Origin of the sequence: Murimonas intestini (assembly GCF_024622195.1) — a bacterium.
Lineage (GTDB): Bacteria > Bacillota > Clostridia > Lachnospirales > Lachnospiraceae > Murimonas > Murimonas intestini.
In genome coordinates, this window is sequence record NZ_JANKBI010000008.1 from 96,288 (window position 1) to 117,688 (window position 21,401).

14 protein-coding genes and 1 other annotated feature (1 of these 15 only partly in view) are annotated in these 21,401 nt (G+C 48.1%); of the genes, 4 read left to right on the forward strand and 10 right to left on the reverse strand.

What is annotated here, in order from left to right:
• Position 1: 1 nt before the first annotated feature.
• From NSB28_RS13105 to NSB28_RS13130, 6 genes are all read right to left on the reverse strand, one after another.
• Positions 2 to 1,771, reverse strand: coding sequence for a sensor histidine kinase (locus NSB28_RS13105; protein WP_109625778.1), 1,770 nt, complete (start codon positions 1,769 to 1,771; stop codon positions 2 to 4).
• A gap of 80 nt (positions 1,772 to 1,851) precedes the next feature.
• Positions 1,852 to 5,016, reverse strand: coding sequence for an alpha-mannosidase (locus NSB28_RS13110; RefSeq protein ID WP_109625779.1), 3,165 nt, complete (start codon positions 5,014 to 5,016; stop codon positions 1,852 to 1,854).
• 15 nt (positions 5,017 to 5,031) lie between these two features.
• A complete protein-coding gene (locus tag NSB28_RS13115) occupies positions 5,032 to 6,111 on the reverse strand; it encodes a glycoside hydrolase family 172 protein (RefSeq protein WP_109625780.1) in 1,080 nt (359 codons plus the stop codon).
• Positions 6,112 to 6,161: 50 nt separating this feature from the next.
• Complete coding sequence (locus NSB28_RS13120) at positions 6,162 to 7,046, reverse strand: carbohydrate ABC transporter permease (protein ID WP_109625781.1); 885 nt, start codon at positions 7,044 to 7,046, stop codon at positions 6,162 to 6,164.
• Between the two features lie 17 nt (positions 7,047 to 7,063).
• Positions 7,064 to 7,954 carry an ABC transporter permease gene (locus NSB28_RS13125; protein ID WP_109625782.1) on the reverse strand — a complete coding sequence of 297 codons (891 nt, stop codon included), beginning with the start codon at positions 7,952 to 7,954 and terminating at the stop codon, positions 7,064 to 7,066.
• A gap of 99 nt (positions 7,955 to 8,053) precedes the next feature.
• On the reverse strand, positions 8,054 to 9,772 hold the full coding sequence (locus NSB28_RS13130; RefSeq protein ID WP_109625783.1) for an extracellular solute-binding protein: 1,719 nt from the start codon (positions 9,770 to 9,772) through the stop codon (positions 8,054 to 8,056).
• Between the two features lie 278 nt (positions 9,773 to 10,050).
• Between NSB28_RS13130 and NSB28_RS13135 the strand changes: the two genes are divergently transcribed.
• Positions 10,051 to 11,601 carry a sensor domain-containing diguanylate cyclase gene (locus tag NSB28_RS13135; RefSeq protein WP_109625784.1) on the forward strand — a complete coding sequence of 517 codons (1,551 nt, stop codon included), beginning with the start codon at positions 10,051 to 10,053 and terminating at the stop codon, positions 11,599 to 11,601.
• Positions 11,602 to 11,608: 7 nt separating this feature from the next.
• Complete coding sequence (locus NSB28_RS13140; protein WP_109626023.1) at positions 11,609 to 14,326, forward strand: bifunctional diguanylate cyclase/phosphodiesterase; 2,718 nt, start codon at positions 11,609 to 11,611, stop codon at positions 14,324 to 14,326.
• 89 nt (positions 14,327 to 14,415) lie between these two features.
• Here NSB28_RS13140 and NSB28_RS13145 read toward each other — a convergent pair whose 3' ends face one another.
• Complete coding sequence (locus tag NSB28_RS13145) at positions 14,416 to 15,447, reverse strand: YeiH family protein (RefSeq protein ID WP_109625785.1); 1,032 nt, start codon at positions 15,445 to 15,447, stop codon at positions 14,416 to 14,418.
• A gap of 140 nt (positions 15,448 to 15,587) precedes the next feature.
• Here NSB28_RS13145 and NSB28_RS13150 point away from each other — a divergent pair, with 140 nt between their 5' ends.
• The gene (locus NSB28_RS13150; protein WP_109625786.1) at positions 15,588 to 16,490 is read left to right on the forward strand and encodes a LysR family transcriptional regulator; all 903 of its coding nucleotides are present in this window, start codon (positions 15,588 to 15,590) and stop codon (positions 16,488 to 16,490) included.
• On the opposite strand, the gene nudC is transcribed toward NSB28_RS13150, so the two are convergent.
• Both nudC and NSB28_RS13160 read right to left on the reverse strand, forming a co-directional pair.
• A complete protein-coding gene (nudC, locus tag NSB28_RS13155) occupies positions 16,471 to 17,307 on the reverse strand; it encodes an NAD(+) diphosphatase (RefSeq protein WP_109626024.1) in 837 nt (278 codons plus the stop codon). The genes NSB28_RS13150 and nudC overlap by 20 nt on opposite strands.
• 111 nt (positions 17,308 to 17,418) lie before the next feature.
• The gene (locus NSB28_RS13160) at positions 17,419 to 18,345 is read right to left on the reverse strand and encodes a DUF1848 domain-containing protein (RefSeq protein ID WP_109625787.1); all 927 of its coding nucleotides are present in this window, start codon (positions 18,343 to 18,345) and stop codon (positions 17,419 to 17,421) included.
• 185 nt (positions 18,346 to 18,530) lie between these two features.
• Between NSB28_RS13160 and NSB28_RS13165 the strand changes: the two genes are divergently transcribed.
• On the forward strand, positions 18,531 to 19,748 hold the full coding sequence (locus tag NSB28_RS13165) for a 6-phosphofructokinase (protein ID WP_109625788.1): 1,218 nt from the start codon (positions 18,531 to 18,533) through the stop codon (positions 19,746 to 19,748).
• 61 nt (positions 19,749 to 19,809) lie between these two features.
• Here NSB28_RS13165 and proS read toward each other — a convergent pair whose 3' ends face one another.
• Positions 19,810 to 21,249 carry a proline--tRNA ligase gene (gene proS, locus NSB28_RS13170; protein ID WP_109625789.1) on the reverse strand — a complete coding sequence of 480 codons (1,440 nt, stop codon included), beginning with the start codon at positions 21,247 to 21,249 and terminating at the stop codon, positions 19,810 to 19,812.
• Positions 21,250 to 21,312: 63 nt separating this feature from the next.
• Positions 21,313 to 21,401 (reverse strand) — a binding site (T-box leader) (it continues 124 nt past the right edge of the window).

The following is a 21,401-nucleotide window of genomic DNA, read 5'->3' on the forward strand; positions in this document are numbered from 1 at the left end:
CTCAGTCCTCCCATCTCATGCCCGCCGTCTGCACTCCTGCAGGCAGCCTGACTGTGATCCTCGTTCCCTCACCGGGCCGGCTTTCTACCTCAAGGTCATATGTCACTCCATAGTAGAGCTGTATGCGCTGCCGTACATTTGTCAGCCCATATCCCTTTTTCCAGTCATCCTTCTCCATTCCCACGCCATTATCCTCTATCTCAAAAATAAGCTCTCCATCTGCCATACGCCCACTTATCCTCACAGTCCCCTGCCCCAGCTTCGGCTCCAGCCCGTGGTAGATGGCATTTTCTACAATGGGCTGCAGGATAAGCTTCAGCATCCTCTCTTCCATCATATCATCTGCCACATCAATCAAAAAATTCAGCTTTTCTCCATATCTCATTTTCTGTATATAGAGATAGTTTGTCACATGGCTTACCTCTTCCTTGACCTTTGTAAATTCTCTTCCATGGTTCAGGCTCAGCTTAAAGATCTCCGACAGGGCCAGTGTCATATCCCCTGCTTCCTTTGGCCTGCCCATCTGCGTCATCAGATATATGGAATCCAGCGTATTATAGAGAAAATGAGGATTGATCTGTGCCTGCAGAGCCTGCAGCTGAGCTTCCTTCTGCCTCATTCCCGTCTCATACAGACTGTCCTTCAGGGCGAGATTCTGCTCTACCATTCTTTTAAAACGCCGCCCGATCTGGCCAATCTCATCCTCTCCAAACTCTTCTGTAATTTTATAGTCTCCCTGCTCATCTACCTGTCTGATGGCATTTCCCAGCTTATCCAGCGGGCGGTTAATGATATGTGTAAGCAGGACGCCAATAAGCCCTACAATGACTACAAGCACAAGACAGATACCCAGGGTTGCCATGCCGATCACATTTGAGCTCACAGCCAGGACATCTTTGTCCAGTACATAGAGGATATCCCATCCGCTCACGCTGTTTGTCATTTTTCCCACCTGCCAGCCATCCCTCATATCCAGTCCGCCTCTGTAGTAGTCCCCAATGACTCCCTTCAGATTCTCCACAGTCCCGGCTGAAAACACTACTCTTGGCTCTCCGCCTGCTGTGCTGTCCACTACTGCATAAGAGCTGCCCTCCAGCTCTTCACCTGTTGGAAGGACTGTTCCCAGCAGGCCGCTGTCTATAGTCATTGTCAGGTAGCCTACAGGAGCAAAATTCCTCAGATTGTATATCAGCTTCACACAGTCAAAAAGTCCCGTCTCCTCACTCCTTCCCAGGAAGCATTCCTTTCCGTTGGCTGCCTGAGCCGCCTCATATACCCCCTCCTCCAGAGGTCTGTCCGTACCCAGATAAAGAGCCGGCTCTGTACTGACCACATAGCTCTTTGTATACCGAAAGCCGTTCTGGTTATCAAGCACCAGCCTGTTTACCATCAGGCTCTCCGGAATGACGGAAAGTGTCTTTTTATCCAGTTCCTCCAGGATCTCATGCTGGCGGTATGCACTGAGCTCACTAAAATATGAGGGATCCTTTCCCAGCAGCATGACAATGGAATCAGCCCTTATGTTTGATGCAGAGTCATAAATGAAATCTCTTGCTGAATGTCTGATGTTTTCAAATAATACTGTCAGGTTTTTATCATAGGATTCAATATTATACTCATGTATTTTTACAACCTGCTGCATAGTAAGTGTCCGGGATACGTGATAAGAAATAATTCCCAGCAACAGCAGCGGCAGGATTCCAAGAAGGGCCATATAACAGAGCAGCCTGCCCCTGATCGTCTTAAACTTCACAAATTTTCTCTTTTCCATGCCGCACCTCCGCTTATCCCATCTATGTCACCGGGGTTTCTTACCTCTCGTTTATCTTACGTATCTTCTTGGCATCCGCCTTAGATATCCGGAATTAAACTGAGGATCACAGTCTTTATCTCAAAAGGTGTAAATGCCAGCCTGACCCTTCTGCCGTCTTCCTCCAGCGTCAGCTCCTGCTCTTCTCTCTCCAGCATATCTGAAAGGACTGCTTTTTCAGCCGGCAGTCTTGTCTGGAGTGTACAAGAGACGCTGGCTCCCATACATTCGTATAGACGCAGTACGGTTCCCCGTCCATTCTCGGCTTTTTTTACAGTCTCTATCACCACATGTTCTGTATCCAGCACAAACCAGGACTCCCGGCTGCACTGCCCTGCAGCGGCGGTCACAGGTACATTCAGCTCATATGCCTCCTGTACAGTCCTGCTGGACATGAAACTGCCGTTCCAGCAATAAAAAGCATATGTAAACTCCTGCAGCCCCATATCCGCAGACTCGTCCGGGAATGTGGAGGATTTCAGCAGAGTAAGCGCCATGGTATTGCCTGACGCACTTATTCCATACTTGCTGTCATTTAATATGGCACACCCCCTGTTTTCCTCTTTAAGCGCACTCCATTTGTGACCGCATACTTCAAATCTGTCTCTGTCGTAATTCCTGGAAGCATGGTTGGGCCTTTTCACATAGCCAAACTGGATCTCACTGACAAGCTCATCTGGTTTTATATTTACAGGAAACTCTGCCTTCAAAAGGCGGTGTGTCTCCTTCCAGTCTATTTTAGTCCGGAATTCCACACGTCTGCTGTCATGGTAAAGACGGATCTCCTGAAGCATTTCTGACTGCCCTATTGTCCTCTCCACACAAAGAGATGAAAATACAGGGCCATTTTCTACTATGGTGATTCTGGCCTCCCCTGATACAGGCACAGGCACTTCTCTGTAAATACTGTCAATGTCCCATGCCTCAAAATGTCCCGGTATATCCTGATACATTGCCAGATGCCCGCACGTTCCTGATGTCCATTCAGACTGATACTCTTTATCATAGATGCCAGATACTTCACCCGCACTGTCCAGCCGGACACACAGGAATGCGTTTTCAAGTCCAAAGACTCCATTTTCCTCAAATGCGCAGCAGACAGCATCCCCTTGCCCGCAGCGGGATGGCTCCGCTGACCGTCTGCATTTCTCTGCTTCTTTCCTTTCGGGCCGGAGCATATTCATACCACATGGCGGCAGCACTGCCTCCGCAAATCTGCCCTCTTTTCCCTTCTGCACTAATACCTCTTTTCCCTGTGCATCCCATACTCCATCCCAAGAGTCCGGTATGCGCACGACTGCACGTCTTTCCCAGGACAGAGAATTAAAGAGGCTGATCCCCTCGCCGGAGCATTTTTGAAAAATGCTTTCTGCTGCATTTTCCTTGATTTTCGACAGCTCCTCCAGAACCTCTGCATAGTCCTTCTCAGCCCTCTCATATACCTTGTGGATAGAAGAGCCGGGCAAAATATCATGGAACTGGTTGAGCAGGACTCTCTTCCACAGCTTTTCAAGCCGCTCCTGGGGATAGGTTTGCCCCCGGACAGCCGCCAGAGCTGCCGTCATCTCCGCCTCCCTGAGCGCAAATTCACATTTCCTGTTACCCCTCTTTGTCCTGGCCTGGGAGGTGTATGTCCCCCTGTGGGCCTGATAGTACAGCTCACCCACATATTCCGGCTTTGTCTCGTAATCCTGGGCAATCACATCAAAAAAGTGGTTTGGATCATCAAACTGAACACGCGGGGCCCCCTCCACATCTTTTAATAAAAGACAGTTTTCTATATGATCCCGTGAAGCGCCGCCTCCCCCATCCCCATACCCGAATGGAAACAAAAATCTGCAAAGCCCCTGCTTCTGCGCCCTGTTCTTCCAGCGTTTTATAACTGTGTCTGCATCTGTGGCAGAGCTGTATTCTACATGTATAAATGTGGGGATCGAAGTGCCGTCTATTCCCTTCCAGTTGAAATAGTGATACGGAAATGGTTCTCCTCCATTATAAGTCCAGAATATCTTATGTGTCGAGAATCTTTCAATTCCACACTTCTTCATTATCTGCGGAAGGGCGGCGCTGTATCCAAACACATCAGGGAGCCATAACAGGCGGCTGTCACATCCCAGCTCTTCTTTAAAATACTTTTTGCCATATACCAGCTGTCTGATAAGGCTCTCCCCGGATGGAAGGTTTACGTCAGCCTCCACCCACATTCCGCCCTCACAGATAAGCTGTCCGTTCCTGATTTTTTCCTTCATCTTCACAAACAGCTCCGGGTATCTCTCCCGGATCACTTCATAGAGATAAGGCTGGCTGAGGAGCATCCTGTACTCAGGGTACTCATCCATATGCCGCAGCTGGGCCGCCATAGTCCTTGCACATTTCCTCTGCGTTTCTTCAATGGGCCACAGCCACTCCAGATCAATATGGGCGTGTCCTACCACATGCATGACAGGAGCCGTGGAACCATTACGGCACTGCAGCCAGGGACGCAGAAATGCCCTGCAGTCCTTTATATTTTTATCAAGTTTTTCCCCGCTCTTCTCAAAATCCAGCATCCTTGCAAATCCACAGAGCGCCTGCTCCAGTTCACAGGCCCGGAGGGAGTCCGCCGGTTCGTTCTTCCATATATCATAGAGCAGCGCCGCCTCCAGCCACAGGTGATATGCCTCTTCATTCCAGACTCCCGCCGTACTTGTTCCAAGTATACGCATGGCTTTCTTATCTTCCCTTTTCCATCTGATCCCTCCGGGAAGAGGCCCGGACGCACATTCTCCCCTCTGGGGCGGTCTTTGATGTCCTCCGTAGCACTCAGCCAAAATCTCATACTCATCACCTTCTGTTCCATCTTTTGTGACCGTGTTGTCACATAAAAAATGGTGACGTTCCAGTATCCAGTCATCCCTTCTTGTCCCAAAGCATTCTCCATTCACAAAAAGAGTTGCTTCACCCCCCAGATTCAGGTCCATGACAACTCTTTTTCCCTCCGCCCAGCTTCCCAGCACCAGCTTAGCGCGAAACCATCCATATTCCCACTCCCGGCCCCAAGGCATCCCCTCCCCTGCCGGGGAGAAAGGATGCTCTGCCGCCTCCTCATGACTCAGATGCATACTTGTTGTGAAATAGCTAAATTCCAGACGCTGCACCGGTGTATAAAAACATTCCTTCAGCGTATCCAGCCACATGCAGATACGGCTTTTCCATTCATTTGTCATATTTACCACCAGCTCCTAGATCACTTCCAGATCATTTGCCGCACCCAGTCCCGGAAACGCTGCATGGGGCTCTGTCTGGTACCAGTAGCCTACTGATGCTATATCATCCTGAAGCGGAAGATAACGCATACCTGAACGCCAGCCAAGTGCTTGTATCGTTACTTTAAGGTCCTTCTCAAACCGTATGGGATCAGTGATATGCCATCTGTACATGCCAAATCTCTGCTGTGACCTGTAAAGGCCGTCCGGCTTTATCACCTGGTGCAGTCCTGAATACGGTGTGGAAAAAATACCATACTGTCCTGACGGGAACTCAAAATTCCATGCTCCACCAATATAATCCTCCGTCCCTGTACCGCATATTGTAGGATATTCGGTGTCGCCGTCCATATAAAATTTAATTTCCCCTTCTCCCCACCAGTTACTGTTGTTTACACCCCATGCCAGATACGTTCCCACGTAGTGCCCCCTGCCGCTCACATTATCCAGCACGGTATGGACTTCCTTATACTTCAGCGGATTGTCCCTCCGAAACTGTGCGTGAAAATATGCAGAATCCTCCGGAACCTCCGTGAGGCAGTATGTCACCTGGTAGTACAGCACACTCTCTGCTTCTGCCAGATTCTCCATAGTTATCCTGGCTCTCCTTCTGAAGGGCATCTCCCAGTAACAGTTCAGTCCTCCTGACGGGTTTACACATACTGCCAGCGAAGACAGGTTTGCTTTCTCACACCATCCCTGGCAGAAGAAATCTCCCACGGGTACTTCCACCGAGGGTGTTTCCTCTCCGTCCCAGTAAAACCTTATGATCAGACTTCTGAAATCTGTATGGGGACAGGTCAGCCATATATGCTGGATGGCTCCTGGTCCTTCTATGTCTGCCATTACCGCTGTACTTTTGCCCGGTATGCGCACTGAAGGCGATATTTTCCATCCCTGTCCCAGCTCTCTGGCGCATTCCGCGCCCGTCCCCTCAACAGCCCTTGCTCCGTTTCCCTTTTCCCCTGTAAAATTTTCAGGGCTGACAGAGCGTGTCCTGGCATCTGACAGCCTGGACAAATTCCCCATGCCGGTTCCTAATCCATTATAACTCATTCTTATTTCCTCCTATACATTTAATTCTCATAATCGTTCAGTATCCAATGTCACTCTTTCACCGCCCCCATAACAATCCCGGACACAAAATATTTCTGCAGAAACGGGTAGATGGCCAGAATAGGAATCATGGAGACCACTATCTTTGCGCTGTTAAATGTCAGCGTGGACAATTGCTGCTGTCTCAGGATCTGGTCATACGTCATGTTGGCATAACGCCTGGACGTATCTGCCGTCAGAGACTGTATGTATGTCTGCAGGGGCAGCTTTTCCGGTGAATTTATATAGATCTTGCCATCAAAGAATGCATTCCAGTGATTTACGATTGCAAAAAGTGCAATTGTGGCGATCGCCGGTTTTGCCAGCGGTACAAAGATCCTCCACATTATGTACCACGGGCTGGCGCCGTCCATGGCGGCCGCTTCTTCCAGGCCTTTCGGGATCCCTTTAAAGAAATTCATCAGGATGATCACGGAGAATACAGGCACTGCGCCCGGGAGCACCAGGGCCCATATGGTATCCATCAGCTTCAGCTGATTGATCAGCAGGAATGTGGGGATCAGCCCTCCGCTGAACAGCATGGTAAACACAACGATCCACATATAGATATTCCTGGAGGGAAATGCCGTCTTATCCTTAGACAGAGGATAGGCCATCATAACAGACAGGAACATATTTATGGCCGTACCCAGGATCACCCTTACCACGGAATTCAGGAAAGAACGGAAAAACTGGGTCTCCTGGACCAGGGCCTCATATGCCGCCAGTGTAAAGTTCTTTGGGATCAGTCCCACCTTTCCGGTAAGCGCGCTTGTCTTATCGCTGAATGATATGGCCACTGTATTCAGGATCGGGAAGAGGCAGCTGGCGGCGCTGATGATCAGGATCAGCCATACAACAGCATCAAACAGGCTGATATGTTTTCTCTTTTTCATATCGTTCTCCTCCTCTCCTAGAAAATGCGGTAGCCGGCAAACCGGTCCGCCAGTTTATATGACAATACGATCAGCACAAAGCTGACTGCTGATTTCAAAAGCCCCACAGCCGTACCAAAACTGTACTGCAGCTGTACAAGTCCCATCCTGTACACATAAGTGTCAATAATGTCACCCGTCTCATATACAAGAGGTGAATACAGGTTAAATATCTGGTCAAAACCTGCGTTAAGCACATTTCCCAGGCTCAGGGTCGCCATCAGGATCACCGTAGGCATAATAAGCGGGACAGTTATCTTTGTTATTTTCTGCATCCTGGACGCTCCGTCTATATCAGCAGCCTCATAAAGTGAAGTGTCAATATTCATAATTGCCGCCAGATACACGATGGCGCCATAACCAAAGCCCTTCCAGACATCTGATCCTATGATAAGGGGTCTGAACCAGGTATTGCTGGCCAAAAACAGAATCGGTTCATGGCCGAACATCCCAAGTATGCTGTTAATGAAGCCGTTGGGTCCAAACATATTGCCCAGCATGACTGCCACGATTACCCAGGACAGGAAATTCGGCAGATATACAATGGTCTGGACGCATCTTTTAAATATTTTTCTCCTGCACTCATTTAATACTACCGCAAAGAAAAGGGGCACTATAATATTCAGGAGCATCTTGAAAACAGCTATGTAGACTGTATTAAATATAATCTGCTTCGAATCCGGGATCAGAAACAGCCTCTTAAAATTCGCAAGCCCTACAAACTGGGAACCCAGTATTCCTTTGACAGGCTCAAATTTCTGGAACGCGATCACCGCGCCAAACATGGGCACAATAGAAAATATGAGAAGGAACACCATTCCAGGCATCAGCATCAGGTGGTAGGGAAGCGTATGTCTTTTCTTTTTCACAGGCAACCTCCATTTTATAAAAATGGGGTCTTAGCAGCTCCGCCTAACCCCATTTCCATGTCTATTCTGTTCACTCTGCCCTTACAGCAGGGTACTTAACTATTTCTGGCTGTCAACTATTTCCTGGACTTCCTGCGTCAGGATGTCACCTCCCAGAACTCCCCATGTTTCAACAAATTCATCAAAGTAATCTACTGTCTCTTCTCCTGTAATGATCTTCAGATACATCTCATCTTCTAATTTGTCTAAATCTGCCTTATAGTCCTGAGAAGATTTAGTCGTATAATAAAATGCTGAAGGAACCCCTACGCTCTCCGGCGCATCCAGGATAGTGGACCCAATATATCTGGCATAGTATTCTCCCCAGCCTGCGCTGTTTACATCCTTTGACTCTGCATACTCCCGGGCATATCTCCAGCTGGTGCGGTCCTGCTCCGTGGTTGTATCATCTCCCTGGAAAGTATCGTCCTTCAGATATTCTGCTATATAATGTCCTGTTTTTGGTACAATATCGTAATATTCAATATTGATATCACCTGTAGGATACTGTGCCACCCAGTTGGTGCCTGCGTCTTTATAAGGCTTCATGGCCTCTGTTCCTCCTTCCATATAACCCCGTGCCATGTCATTTTCCAGGTTCAGCATCTTGATGATTGCTTCCGGGTGCTCATATCCCTTGCGCACACAGAGGAAGTTGGCTGTCGGTGAAGGCTCCATATGTTTAAACTTACCGTTTTCATCCAGTGGTGCATTTACGGCTACCCACTCTGCCTCCGGGTGTTCCTTGGCCAGATCCTGGCGCTCAAAAGCTGTCCACCATGGGCCAAAATACATCCCTACCTGGTTGCTGTTAATCAGGGCGCTGACTTCCCCCGGATTTGTTCTTACCACAAAGGATTTATCCAGAAGCCCCTCCGCATACATATCACTTACTACTTGCAGCCCCTCTTTCATCTTCTCTGAGGTGGAACCATAATAAACTTTTCCGTTTTCGTCTTCCATCCACTGTCTTGGCCAGGCATCCATCATATTAAATATTGGCTCCAGCCCGGCATATGTCCCGTAACCCCCCACAGGCCTGACGGCATCCAGTGCGATTCCGATCGTGTTCCCTTCCCCGTTTTCTCCTGGGTCCTTTGCAATAAATTCTCTTGCAATATTCTGGATATCTTCCAGCGTCCTGGGTTCTTCCAGGCCCAGCTTATCCAGCCAGTCCTTCCTGATCCAGAGTACATCGTGGGCATATCCAAGGCTGGCTCCCGGTATTGCCATCAGCTTTCCGTCGAATGTAAGCGGCTCCAGATTCTTCCCCTCAAACGACGCATGTGTAGCTTTCATATAATCTCCGGCACAGTTTTCATAGGCATCTGTCAAATCTGCCAGCATATCATTGTCAACAAGTGTCTTTAGCAGGTTATAGTCATTGTTCCCGATCCAGATCATATCCGGAATCTCGCCGGAGGCAATAGCCAGGGACAGTTTATTCGTATATTCCCCTCCGTCTGCTTCCCAGAGGATATCTACGTCTATATTCAGTTTTTCCTTCAGCCAGTCAAGAGTGACATTGTCGCTGGAGGATTTCCCTTCGGGAAAATGAGGGTTCGCCATGGACACCTTTGCTGTAGTGATGGTTATTGGTTCATCATATTTTCCCAGGGGGGTCAGATCTTTATTTTCAGATGTCTTTACCACTTCAGGGGTGTTTTCTGTAATACCTGCTGTTTCAACCGTGCTTCCGCCATTCCCGCTGCATCCTGCAAATGCTGAAACCATTGCTGCCGCGGCTAACAGTACCGCTAATACTTTTCTTCTTTTCATGTCCCAACAGTCTCCTTTACTGTGTGTTTCCCACAGGGCGGCGCCATGATCCCGGGGTATTTTTGTTTCTGACTATCCATACATGTATTTGATAATCATATTTTAGACTGTGTACCTCTGTCAGACAAGTTCACATTTTTACGATAGTGTTTATTTTTCCCCACAGGCTTCATTCATATTGATTTATCCAGTCAGTGATGCTATACTTAACTGGTACAGGTACCAAGTTTTATCAAAACATAAAACTTCCAATTTATTATAGAGAAAGGTTCACTAAAATGAAAAATAATAAGAAGAATTCTGGCAGTAACTGGCAGATTTCTTTTTCTCCCATACTGCGCTACAGTGCACTGTTCTGCCTGCTGATCCTGGCTGTCATCATGCTGGGGGGCGGTTTTTTGTCCTTTTCCCTGATGAATGCCCGCGCCCACGCTTCATTAGCCAGCACACATGCCCAGATCTCACAGCGTATTGACGAGTCTGTCACACTTCTGGAATCGCTGGCAGGTCTGCCTGAATTCTACGATCCTTCCATACCCCCTATCGATAAAGTGAAAAAGCTGGATCAAATGGCTCCCCACTTTGGGTATCTGATGATTTGTTACGTAGATTCTGACATTGTGGTATACTCTGACGGTTCTGAGCCGGCAAGTCTTGCCAGCCGTGATTATATGCAGAACCTTTTTTCCACCGGGCAGGTCCAGGTAACCGACAGCTTTGCCGCAGGCGCTGACGGTGTTACACTTAACTATACTGTAGCCGTTCCCCTGTTCGGCCAGCAGGGAGACATCACAGGATGTCTCTTCTGTGCCATCTATTTTGACGAGGTAACACAAATATTAGAGGAGGCTGACAGTGTAAATAACTCTTCAGCCACACTCATCGGCACCAGGGGGCAGGTCATGTCCTCCACTGCTGGGCTTCCATATGGTGATCCTGTCATGGATACACTGAGAAGCTCCAGAATATTTGGCATTACCCCGGATAAACTTGAGGAACAGTTTTTAGCTGCAGTTCCGGGTTCATATTGGAGCTACCAGAATGGAAGCTTATTTTATACTGCTTACCAGAGGGTAGAAAACACCGGGTGGGACATCCTGTGTTCCGTCAGCTTCTGGAACATCTTCTTAAGCGTCCTTCCCAGTCTGCTTCTTGTAGCATGCCTGACTGTGCTGCTCTGCATTGGACTGCTGCTTTTACTCCGCCGTTATATTGCCGGGCAGATGCAGGTAGTAAATATTCTCGTCCATTCTGTGGAGGAACTTGAAAAGAAGATCTACCAGGATGAACAGCCGGAGGACAGGGATTTTAATGAAATCATCCGTTTGACAAGTAATGGCCTCTTAGACAGTCTGACAGGCGTCGTTACCCGGTCTGTATTCCTCAATCAGGCTGCTGCCCACCTGAAAAAACTGGATCCTCAGCTGGTCAATGCCCTGTGTTTTATAGACATGGACAATCTTAAACATATAAACGATACGTATGGCCACAGCGGAGGGGATGTAGCGCTGAAAAGCATTGGCTATATCCTTCGGGAATATGAGAAGAAATATGACGGAGTTGTGGGACGGTATGGAGGCGATGAATTTATCATGCTGCTGACCGGTCTGGATGATGAAGCTGAATTGCGCAGCGTACTGGATGAACTGGTCCTCAGGCTCCATTCCGAAATAGGTTCCGCCGGACAGAATATTCCCATACAGTGCAGCGTCGGCGTATCTGTCTGCCTCCCTGAATCCGACCTGGAACAGCTGATAGCGCAGGCTGATGAAGCACTGTATTTCGTCAAGCAGAATGGGAAAGGCTACTACAAAATCTATGAGAGTTGAGGGACGTATGAAGATCCATAACAGACGGTACTTAATATATGCTGCTATGGTCCTGCTGATACTTGCGCTGACCATGGCGCTGGAAGTCAAACTGCAGAATAAATATACCAGTTCCGGCAAAAGAGAAGCAGAAAATATCCTGCAGTTTTACAGTGAGAATATGATGCTGCAGCTGAAAGGCAGCCTGAATGAAGCGGACTCCCTCGCGCAGACCGCCCGCATCATGCATGGCAGTGATCCCTCCTGGTTTAAGACAGCTGCCGCACCTCTCCTGGAAAAGGAGGAGGTGCGGTATGTATGTCTGATAGAGGGCGATATAATATCCGCAGCCCTTCCTGAGTCTGAATTCAGCGGACAGGACGGACAGAATCTTAAGGATTTTTCATATATTTATACATTGGCTAAGGTTGTAAAAGACATCGTGGTTGAGGGACCGGTTGAACTTGATTCAGCTGCGGGCACCCGGGAGGTCTTTTTGTTTTTACAGCCTTATTTGGAAGATGATGCCTATATGGGTGAGGTAGTGGTTGCGCTGGACAGCAATTATGTCCTTCAGGAGCTGGGGTTAGATTATCTTGTCAGCCAGGGATACGAGTACGAGCTCTGGCGGGTGGGGCCTCAGAATGGCAGCAAAGAAGTCATAGCCGTCTCACAGGATGATATAGATTTTTCCCATGCCGCCAAGTCTTCCTTTTATCTGCCTACCCAGTGGAATCTCAGCATACAGCCTGCCGCCGGATGGGTCAGCCCTGCACAGCGCACCGGTATACTGCTTTTCTGCGGCCTGTCCGCCGCTCTTGTGCTGGGCCTTGTATTCTGCCTGTTTAAGCTTACCAGGCAGAGGCATATGCTGAAACAAGTTGCCTGCAGAGACATACAGACAGGTCTTTTTAATTATTCCGGCTTCACAGATTCACTTGATGCATGGCTCTCCCAGGGAGATTCCTCCATCCAGTTGTTTTATCTTGTTTTTGAAGGATATACTCAGATGGCCCAGCAGATGGGGCATGATCAGGAGACTGCTTTCCTTCAGAGTATACGGCGCCGTCTTCGGGAATATATTCAGAATCCATTTATTGCCGGACGGCTGGACAGCGGGATTTTTATCCTGGCTGTACGCGAGGATATGACAGAAGTCCAGCAGGAGGACTTTGCAAAAGGCCTGTCTCTGGAGCTCATGCTGAAAATCCGCCTGAAAAACGAGAAAAGCTTTCTTACTGCCCGTTACCACTACATGCGCTGCCAGCCAGGATCTGGTGCTGCTGACGCTGTTTCTGCTGTTATCGATGCCTATTATACGAAGTGTTCCAAAGAGTCACCTGTATATATGCTGACTCAGAAATGCAGGCAGCTGATCGAGGGCAAGAGCAATGTTGTCTTTGATGAATACACAGACCCGGGCATGATGGAGCTCTCTAAAACCTTTAACCAATACCGTAAGCAGGTAGAGCAGCTGGCATACTCTGATCCTGTGTTCAGTGTGGGAAACCGCCCTAAATATCTGCGGGATACAAATATGCTCATATCCTATGATAAAAAAAGACGGTTTGGGCTTTTTTGCGTAGATATATGCTCCTTCAGCCAGTATAACGAATTATTCAGCGCTGATATTGGCGATGCGATTCTCCAGGAAGTGGTAAACCGCCTGTCACGTCTGCTGGGCACTTACCTGTACCGTATAAACGGAGACGTCTTCTTAGGCATCTCCCTGTCAGATGAGCCTGAAGAGTCCTTTGCCAAACGTCTCCAGCAGCTGCTTACGTCCCCTGTTACTGCCGGGAATGCTTCCTTTGCGCTGCAGGTGCGCATTGCAGTTTGTCAGTATCCCGCCCACGGCAGCAGCCCTGAAGTACTGCTTGACAGGATACAGTCTGCACTGCGTTTCTCAAAAGAGTCAGGCCAGAAGATCGTTATTTACAATAATAAGCTGAATCAGGCTATCCGCATCGAGGCTGACATCCTCCGGAGACTAAAATCAAGTATACACAACAAGACACTTGAGGTTTGGTACCAGCCTCTCTCAAAACTGTCAGCAGACAGCTATACATCACTGGAAGCGCTGGTCCGGCTGCCTGACGGCAAAGGCGGTTACCATTCAGCCGCGCTTGTTATTTCCCTAGCTGAACGCAGCGGCATGGTGGAACTGTTGGGAGATTATGTCTTAAAACGGGCCTGCTGTTTTATGTACTCTCACGGCAAAGAACTGGGCCTTGAACGTATCTGCATAAACCTCTCAGTCCAGCAGCTTCTTGTTGAAAACAGTGCGGACCACCTCCTGCGCCTCATACAGGAATCAGGTGTCGCTACCTCCCAGGTGACTCTGGAGATCACGGAGAGTATTCTGATACAGTCCATCGAGCGGGCATCCGCCACCCTGGATACCCTGCGCAGGGCAGGACTTCACATCGCACTGGATGACTTTGGAGTGGGGTACAGCAGCCTGAATTATCTGTCGAATCTGCCGGTAGATGTCATCAAGATCGACCGCTCCCTGACGCAGCAGATCCTTACAAACCCGAAACAGCACGCTCTGCTCAAATCTATTGTGGAGATGGCCAAAATCAATTCTCTGTCCGTTGTGGCAGAAGGGGTGGAGACTGAAGAGGAGCAGAAAATGATCTCCGCTTCCGGCGTCCAGTATATACAGGGTTATTATTATGCCCGCCCCATGCCGGAAAAGGAACTTATCAGTTTTTTTAATGGAATTGAAAAGAATACGAAGTAAAATAACCCTCTGAACTATTTACAGAGAAATGCAGTAATGCCGCACCCGTAGAAAGGCGCGGCATTAAATTTTATATTAGGATTTTTTATTTACCAGATACCAAGCAGGCTCTGCATCAGAAGGCTGACCCCGGTGATCCCTATCCAGCAGACAAGCCCCATCAGGATTGGTTTTCCACCGGTCTTTATAAGCTTCACAATATTAGTATTGATGCCAATAGCTGCCATGGCCAGTACAATGAAAAATTTGCTCAATTCCTTAATAGGGGAAAATACTCCGGCCGGAACCCCCAGGGAAAGTGCAATCGTTGTAATGATGGATGCGGCAATAAAGTACAGGATGAAAAATGGGAATACCTGCTTTAACGGAACATTTCCGGCGCCGGTTCCTTTCTCCCTCTTTGTCCTGACTAATGCCAGCACAAGAGTGATTGGAATGATAGCCAGCGTCCTGGTAAGTTTTACAGTGACAGCCTTATCCAGGGTAGCGGACCCCAGCTGGTACATATTGTCCCATGTGGAAGCGGCTGCTGTGACTGAGGATGTATCGTTTACAGCAGTTCCTGCAAAGATCCCGAACGCTTCGCCTGATGTCTGGGAGAATCCCAGCCAGGTACCCAGCGCGGGGAAAAGGATGGCTGCAAGCACATTAAAGAAAAAAATAACGGAAATGGCCTGGGCAACTTCCTCGTCATCAGCATCTATGACAGGCGCCGCAGCTGCAATGGCAGAACCTCCGCAGATAGATGAGCCAACGCCCACCAGTGTTGAAATCTTTCCGGGTATATGCATAGCCCGGTGCAGTATATATGCCAGGACAAGTGAAGTAGTGATCGTGGACAGTATGATAGGCAGGGACTGTACCCCTGTCTTTACTACCACATTCAGATTCATGCCAAATCCCAAAAGCACAACTGCGTACTGGAGCACCTTCTTTGATGTATACTTCACACCGCTCTCTATACGGCTCCTGTCTTTTATAAACATTGTGACTACCATGCCCGCCACAATGGCGATCACAGGTCCTCCTACGATAGGTACCGCCTTGCCCAGAAACCAGGCCGGTACAGCTATCACAATGCACAATAACAGTCCTCTGTAATTCTTCTTCAAAAAATCCATCTTCTCTCCTCCATATTTCTTTTCATATTTCCTTCTTTTAACTCCGCAATACATAATAACAGTATATGTAAATACTGTCTATTTATGGTTTTTTATGTTATAATAAGTTATGCTTATGATTCATCCCAAAGGAGGATATTATGCTGGATTTAAAAGTACAGACATTCCTGACTGTCTGCCAGGAAATGAATTTTACCCGGGCAGCCAGACGGCTGCATCTTTCTCAGCCCGCCGTCACGCAGCATATACACAGCCTTGAAGAATACTACCACGCTCCGCTGTTTGAATTCGAAGGCAAACGGTTCCGCCTCACCAAGTACGGCCGGCTCATACATGACACCCTGCTTGCCCTGAAAAATAATGAAAATTACCTGATGGAACAGCTGGATATCTTAAAGAATCACCACCCTGTCATAAACATGGGGGCTACCCTGACAGCCGGGGAATTTCTTGTGGCAAAACCTATCAGCAGGTATTTAAATTCCAACCCGGATACGGAGCTTTCTCTTACTGTCACCAACACAAGGGAACTGCTTCAGAAACTGGACGATGGTGTTATTGATTTCGCAATTCTGGAAGGTGATTTTCCAAAATCCGCCTATGCCCATCAGCCGCTGTTCTTTACAGAGTTTATTCCGGTATGCTGTCCCTCTTATAAGTTTACCCGGAATATCTCCGGTATACACGATCTTACAGGAGAAAGACTCATCATCAGGGAGCAGGGTTCCGGAACCAGATCCATACTGGAAACAGAGCTGGACCGGAACAGTTTAAGTGCAGATGACTTTCGGAGGATAATAACGATCGGGAACATGAACGCCATAATTGATATGGTCGCATATGGCTGCGGAATCACATTCCTTTACAGAAGTGCAGTGGAAGACAGGATCAAAAATGGTTCCCTTACTGTGATACCCCTGAAAGATTTCCGCATTTACCATGAGATCTCGGCTGTATGGAAAAAAGAAAATCTACAGGGAAATTATTTTGCACAGCTTGTCAGTGACATATTCTGCTCCGACACTACACCTCCCCTTTTTTGAATTTGATTATCATTTCATTTGTCAGGCTCAGACTAGTCTCCCGGACAGGGATACTCTCCCTTTCAAACCACTCTGCCATGGCCAGCTCTTCCCTGTCCAAAGTGATAGTTTCGTCCCCGTCCAGCTCAGCAAAGAAGCCAAACAGGAGTGTGTCGGTAAAAGACCATGGCTGGCTCTTATAATACCTTATATTTTTTACCTTCAGCCCCACCTCTTCCATGACTTCCCTTCTCACAGTCTCTTCAATTGTCTCCCCAATCTCAGTAAATCCCGCAATTAATGCGTACTTATTAAAATCCCGGTTGGCATATTTAGACATCAGCAGTTTATTTCCGTGTGTGACTCCCACAATTACTGCCGGAGAAATTTTCGGATACTCTGTTATACTGCATTCCGGGCAGTACATCATGCGTTCTTTCTGGCTGTGCACCATTGCTTTGCCGCAGTGCCCGCAGAATTTTCGTGCAGAATACCATTTATACAGCTGATATCCGGTTATCCCTGCAAATGCCAGAAACCGCGGGAGTGCAGTCCGGAAAATTTCTGTGTTTTCCATTCTGTATTCTTCTGTCAGGGGATATGTAATGTCTTTAGCCAGATAAAATCTGACTCCGTCAATGGCAAACAAGTACGTACATCCTTCATACAAGCCTGCATTCATGTCCTCCAGATCTTTAAAGCACGGAAATCTTATTTCTTCCCCGTCCCACCTGATCAGAACTTCCCGTCCTCTGTAGTACAGAAGACAGCTGCTCTCATCCGGCGGCACTGGTCTATATTCATTTGAAAATTTATGTGGTTCTATATCCTGTATCATATCTTCTCCTTCCACAAAATCAGCCATTTCCAGCTGTCTTTAAGACAGCACCGGGTGGGTTACCGGACGCACAGCATACAATAACTCAGGCGCACAAGTACTGCTCACAGATCATAGCGGCAGTTTCAGCTGCCCCGTCCTGACCGGGACAGCTGTCCTCTGTGTGATTATCTCATCCCCCCTGGGCCAGCCGCCCAGCATAGGCGACAAAGGGGCACAGGCTGAGAACCTCTTCCTCACTGCAGCTGCCCTTGTGTTGGCATAACAGTATGTACAGCCAAATGCGCAGGTGTCATAAGCCCCTATGTCCACGCTGGCTATACAGCCGCATTCCTTCCGCTGTCCCGTATCCTTCTTTACATCTATGCAGCATCCCAGGATCTCTTCTATTTTATCCTGGTCTATGCAAGCACCCTTTTGTATCCCGTACCGGCTCAGGTCACTGGCCTCCGCACATGTATACACGGGTATTCCATAATGTTCTGCCGTCTTTCCAATACTCAGGGCTATATCTTCTATCTCATCCGCTTCAGGGGCGCGTATACTCTTCCCCAGATGCGCATATTCATCCACAAAACTGATGATGCATCTCTTTGTGCGGCCCTGCATTTTCTCACACATGGATGCGAACTGCTCCTTATGCCAGGAGGCCGGATACTTATCAGTGATAATTATGGGATCGAAACGCCAGTCCACCCTCTCAGGTCCTGCCTGTCCGCTCAGCCTGCAGAAAATATCCCACAGCCTCTCCTTGTCCATAAGTCCCGGCTCCAGGTCCGTCCCGTATCCTGTCAAGGTAAACTCAAAATAATAGGAAAATCCCATCGCCTCAATCTCTTTAAGCTTTCCCAGCATTGGTTCCGGATTCTTTGTCCAGAATACAATACAGTCAGTGACCTCCGGCGACAGCTCCACCCGGCCAAGCCTTCCGGCATTATACGGATTGGGAATAAGGGCGTACCCTTCCCTCAGCCTGTTCATCATCCATTCAAAATGAAAGGCCGGTATATCTGTTCTTCTGCTTGCGCTGATTATCATTCTGCACCTCCCCGGATATGACTTTTTACTATTATAACAGCTTATGGGCCAATAAATTGAGTATTTTAATAAAATTTAATATTTTATCCATGAATTCCTTTACAAAATGTTGTAAAATAAATTGACTGCCAAAACTGGGGTATACTGGCAGCCAGGAAAAGAATTGAAGAAAGGGGTTTATTCATATGAAAAATTTAATTGTCGGCCAGTCTGGAGGCCCGACCGCTGTGATCAACAGCAGCCTGTACGGTGTTATCCAGGAGGCATTTTTACATACGGATGAAATTGAAAATGTATACGGAATGATAAATGGGATCGAAGGATTCTTAAAAGGAAAATATACCGACCTCAGGGCCGAGATGCCGCCTGAGACACTTCAGGCACTGCGCATCACACCCGGGGCCTATCTGGGTTCCTGCCGCTATAAGCTTCCCGAAGATTTAAACGATACAGTCTATCCTGAACTCTTTAACAGGTTCAGGGAACTGAACATCGGGTATTTTTTCTACATAGGCGGCAACGACTCAATGGACACTGTCAGCAAGCTTTCCCGCTATGCCACAGAACACCGGGAAGAAATACGTATAATCGGTATCCCTAAAACTATCGATAACGATTTAATCAACACCGACCATACTCCCGGATTCGGCAGCGCTGCTAAATATGTAGCCGCTTCTGTCTGTGAGATCGGCATTGATGCTTCTGTCTATGACACAAAATCAGTCACTATCGTGGAAATCATGGGGCGCCATGCAGGCTGGCTGACAGCAGCGGGCGTATTAGCCAGGAAATTTAAAGGCGATAACCCTGTCCTGATCTATCTGCCTGAAACCGACTTCGACCAGGAACAGTTTATTGCTGATGTTCAAAAGGCATTCCAGTCTAAAAATAACCTGGTTGTCTGTGTATCTGAGGGTATCCACGATAAGACAGGCAAATTCATATGTGAATATGAAAATGAGGCCGGCACTGACACCTTTGGCCACAAAATGCTGACAGGCTGCGGGAAATACCTGGAAAATCTTGTTAAGAGCCGCCTGAACGTAAAGGTGCGTTCTGTGGAGCTGAATGTCAACCAGAGATGTTCCGCTTTCGCCCAGTCCCTGACTGATTCCAGAGAGGCCGCCAAGGCGGGAAGCTTTGGAGTCACCGCTGCGCTTAAAGGTGAGACAGGCAAAATGGTTTCCTTTATCCGGGACAATTCCGTCTCCTATGATATATCATGCGGACTGGTGGATGTGGATGAAGTCTGCAATAAAGAAAAATGTGTTCCCCTGTCCTGGATTACAGGAAATGGAACAGATATCAGCCAGGAATTCATAGATTACGCACTGCCCCTGATCCAGGGAAATCCTGCGATCCCCATGAAAAGCGGGCTGCCTAATTATGCGTACAGAAAATAGCTTATGATACGAAAAACCGCTCTCCAGAAGTAAAGCCCCTGGAAAGCGGTTTTTATTAGTATTAGTATGCCTTGCCCCAGTAAACCATCTGTTTCGCTGGTTTGCCGCAGTGTATGCATGTGCCATTTATCTCTTCCTGCTCGAACGGGATGCAGCGTGATGTCACTCCTATCTCTTCTTTCAGAGCATCTTCACACTCCTGGCATCCGCACCACATAGCCTTAATGAATCCTGGCTTGTTATCAGCAATATCCTTCATCTCTTCCATGTTGTGAGCTGTATAGGTGTGGGCATCCCTGTGGGCTTTTGCCCTCTCATACATATCATGCTGCATAGTCTCCAGCACTTCTTTCACTTTCTCCAGCAGTTCTTCCAGAGAAGACTGGATCTTCTCCCTTGTATCCCTGCGCACGATCACTGCCTGGCCAGCCTCGATATCCTTTGGTCCAAGCTCGATCCTGACAGGTATGCCGCGCATTTCCTGCTCAGAGAATTTCCACCCCGGACTCTTGTCTGTATCATCCAGCCTGACACGAAGCCCTGCTTCTGCCAGTGCTTTTCTGACTTCACATGCCTTATCCAGGACACCTTCCTTCTTCTGCTGGATAGGTATAACCATCACCTGGACTGGAGCGATCCTGGGAGGCAGCACAAGGCCGCTGTTATCACCATGTACCATGATGATCGCGCCTATCATTCTTGTCGTCATTCCCCAGGAGGTCTGATATACGTTTTTCAGAGTGTTATCCTTATCTGCAAACTGGATTCCAAATGCCTTGGCAAATCCATCACCGAAATTGTGGCTTGTACCGGACTGAAGTGCCTTCCCGTCATGCATCAGGGACTCTATTGTATAAGTAGCCTCTGCTCCGGCAAATTTCTCTTTGTCAGTCTTACGCCCTTTGATAACAGGAATAGCCAGGACATCTTCACAGAAATCTGCGTAGACATTAAGCATCTGGATCGTCCTCTCCTCTGCTTCCTCTGCTGTGGCGTGGGCAGTATGCCCCTCCTGCCACAGGAACTCCCTGGAACGCAGGAACGGCCTTGTTGTCTTTTCCCAGCGTACTACAGAGCACCACTGGTTATACACCTTCGGCAGATCCCTGTATGAATGGATGTCATTTGCATAAAAATCACAGAACAGTGTCTCAGATGTAGGACGCACACAGAGCCTCTCCTGAAGGGGTTCCAGGCCTCCGTGGGTCACCCATGCCACCTCCGGTGCAAATCCTTCCACATGGTCCTTCTCCTTCTGCAGCAGGCTTTCAGGAATAAACATGGGAAGATATACGTTCTCCACGCCAGTTTCCTTAAATCTTGTATCCAGTTCTTTCTGGATATTTTCCCAGATTGCATAACCCGCCGGCTTAATTACCATACAGCCCTTAACGCTGGTATAGTCGATCAGCTCCGCCTTTTTAACAACATCCGTATACCACTGTGCAAAATCTTCTTCCATGGAAGTGATCGCTTCCACAAGCTTCTTGTCTTTCGCCATTTTTCTCTCCTCTTTTCTCACTTACTGTCTTGCAAAAAAACCGGCCTCTCATGCATAATATGCACAAGGGGCCGGCAGTCATTCTCTACCCGGCGGTACCACCCTTATCAGCAGCCCTCAGGCTGCCATCTCATTTCACCGTTAACGCCGGA

Coding starts and splice junctions, on each gene's coding strand:
- NSB28_RS13105 (WP_109625778.1), bottom strand. CDS start 1,771: ATGGAAAAGAGAAAATTTGTGAAGTTTAAGACGATCAGGGGCAGGCTG.
- NSB28_RS13110 (WP_109625779.1), bottom strand. CDS start 5,016: ATGACAAATGAATGGAAAAGCCGTATCTGCATGTGGCTGGATACGCTG.
- NSB28_RS13115 (WP_109625780.1), bottom strand. CDS start 6,111: ATGAGTTATAATGGATTAGGAACCGGCATGGGGAATTTGTCCAGGCTG.
- NSB28_RS13120 (WP_109625781.1), bottom strand. CDS start 7,046: ATGAAAAAGAGAAAACATATCAGCCTGTTTGATGCTGTTGTATGGCTG.
- NSB28_RS13130 (WP_109625783.1), bottom strand. CDS start 9,772: ATGAAAAGAAGAAAAGTATTAGCGGTACTGTTAGCCGCGGCAGCAATG.
- NSB28_RS13135 (WP_109625784.1), top strand. CDS start 10,051: ATGAAAAATAATAAGAAGAATTCTGGCAGTAACTGGCAGATTTCTTTT.
- NSB28_RS13140 (WP_109626023.1), top strand. CDS start 11,609: ATGAAGATCCATAACAGACGGTACTTAATATATGCTGCTATGGTCCTG.
- NSB28_RS13145 (WP_109625785.1), bottom strand. CDS start 15,447: ATGGATTTTTTGAAGAAGAATTACAGAGGACTGTTATTGTGCATTGTG.
- NSB28_RS13150 (WP_109625786.1), top strand. CDS start 15,588: ATGCTGGATTTAAAAGTACAGACATTCCTGACTGTCTGCCAGGAAATG.
- nudC (WP_109626024.1), bottom strand. CDS start 17,307: ATGATACAGGATATAGAACCACATAAATTTTCAAATGAATATAGACCA.
- NSB28_RS13160 (WP_109625787.1), bottom strand. CDS start 18,345: ATGATAATCAGCGCAAGCAGAAGAACAGATATACCGGCCTTTCATTTT.
- NSB28_RS13165 (WP_109625788.1), top strand. CDS start 18,531: ATGAAAAATTTAATTGTCGGCCAGTCTGGAGGCCCGACCGCTGTGATC.
- proS (WP_109625789.1), bottom strand. CDS start 21,249: ATGGCGAAAGACAAGAAGCTTGTGGAAGCGATCACTTCCATGGAAGAA.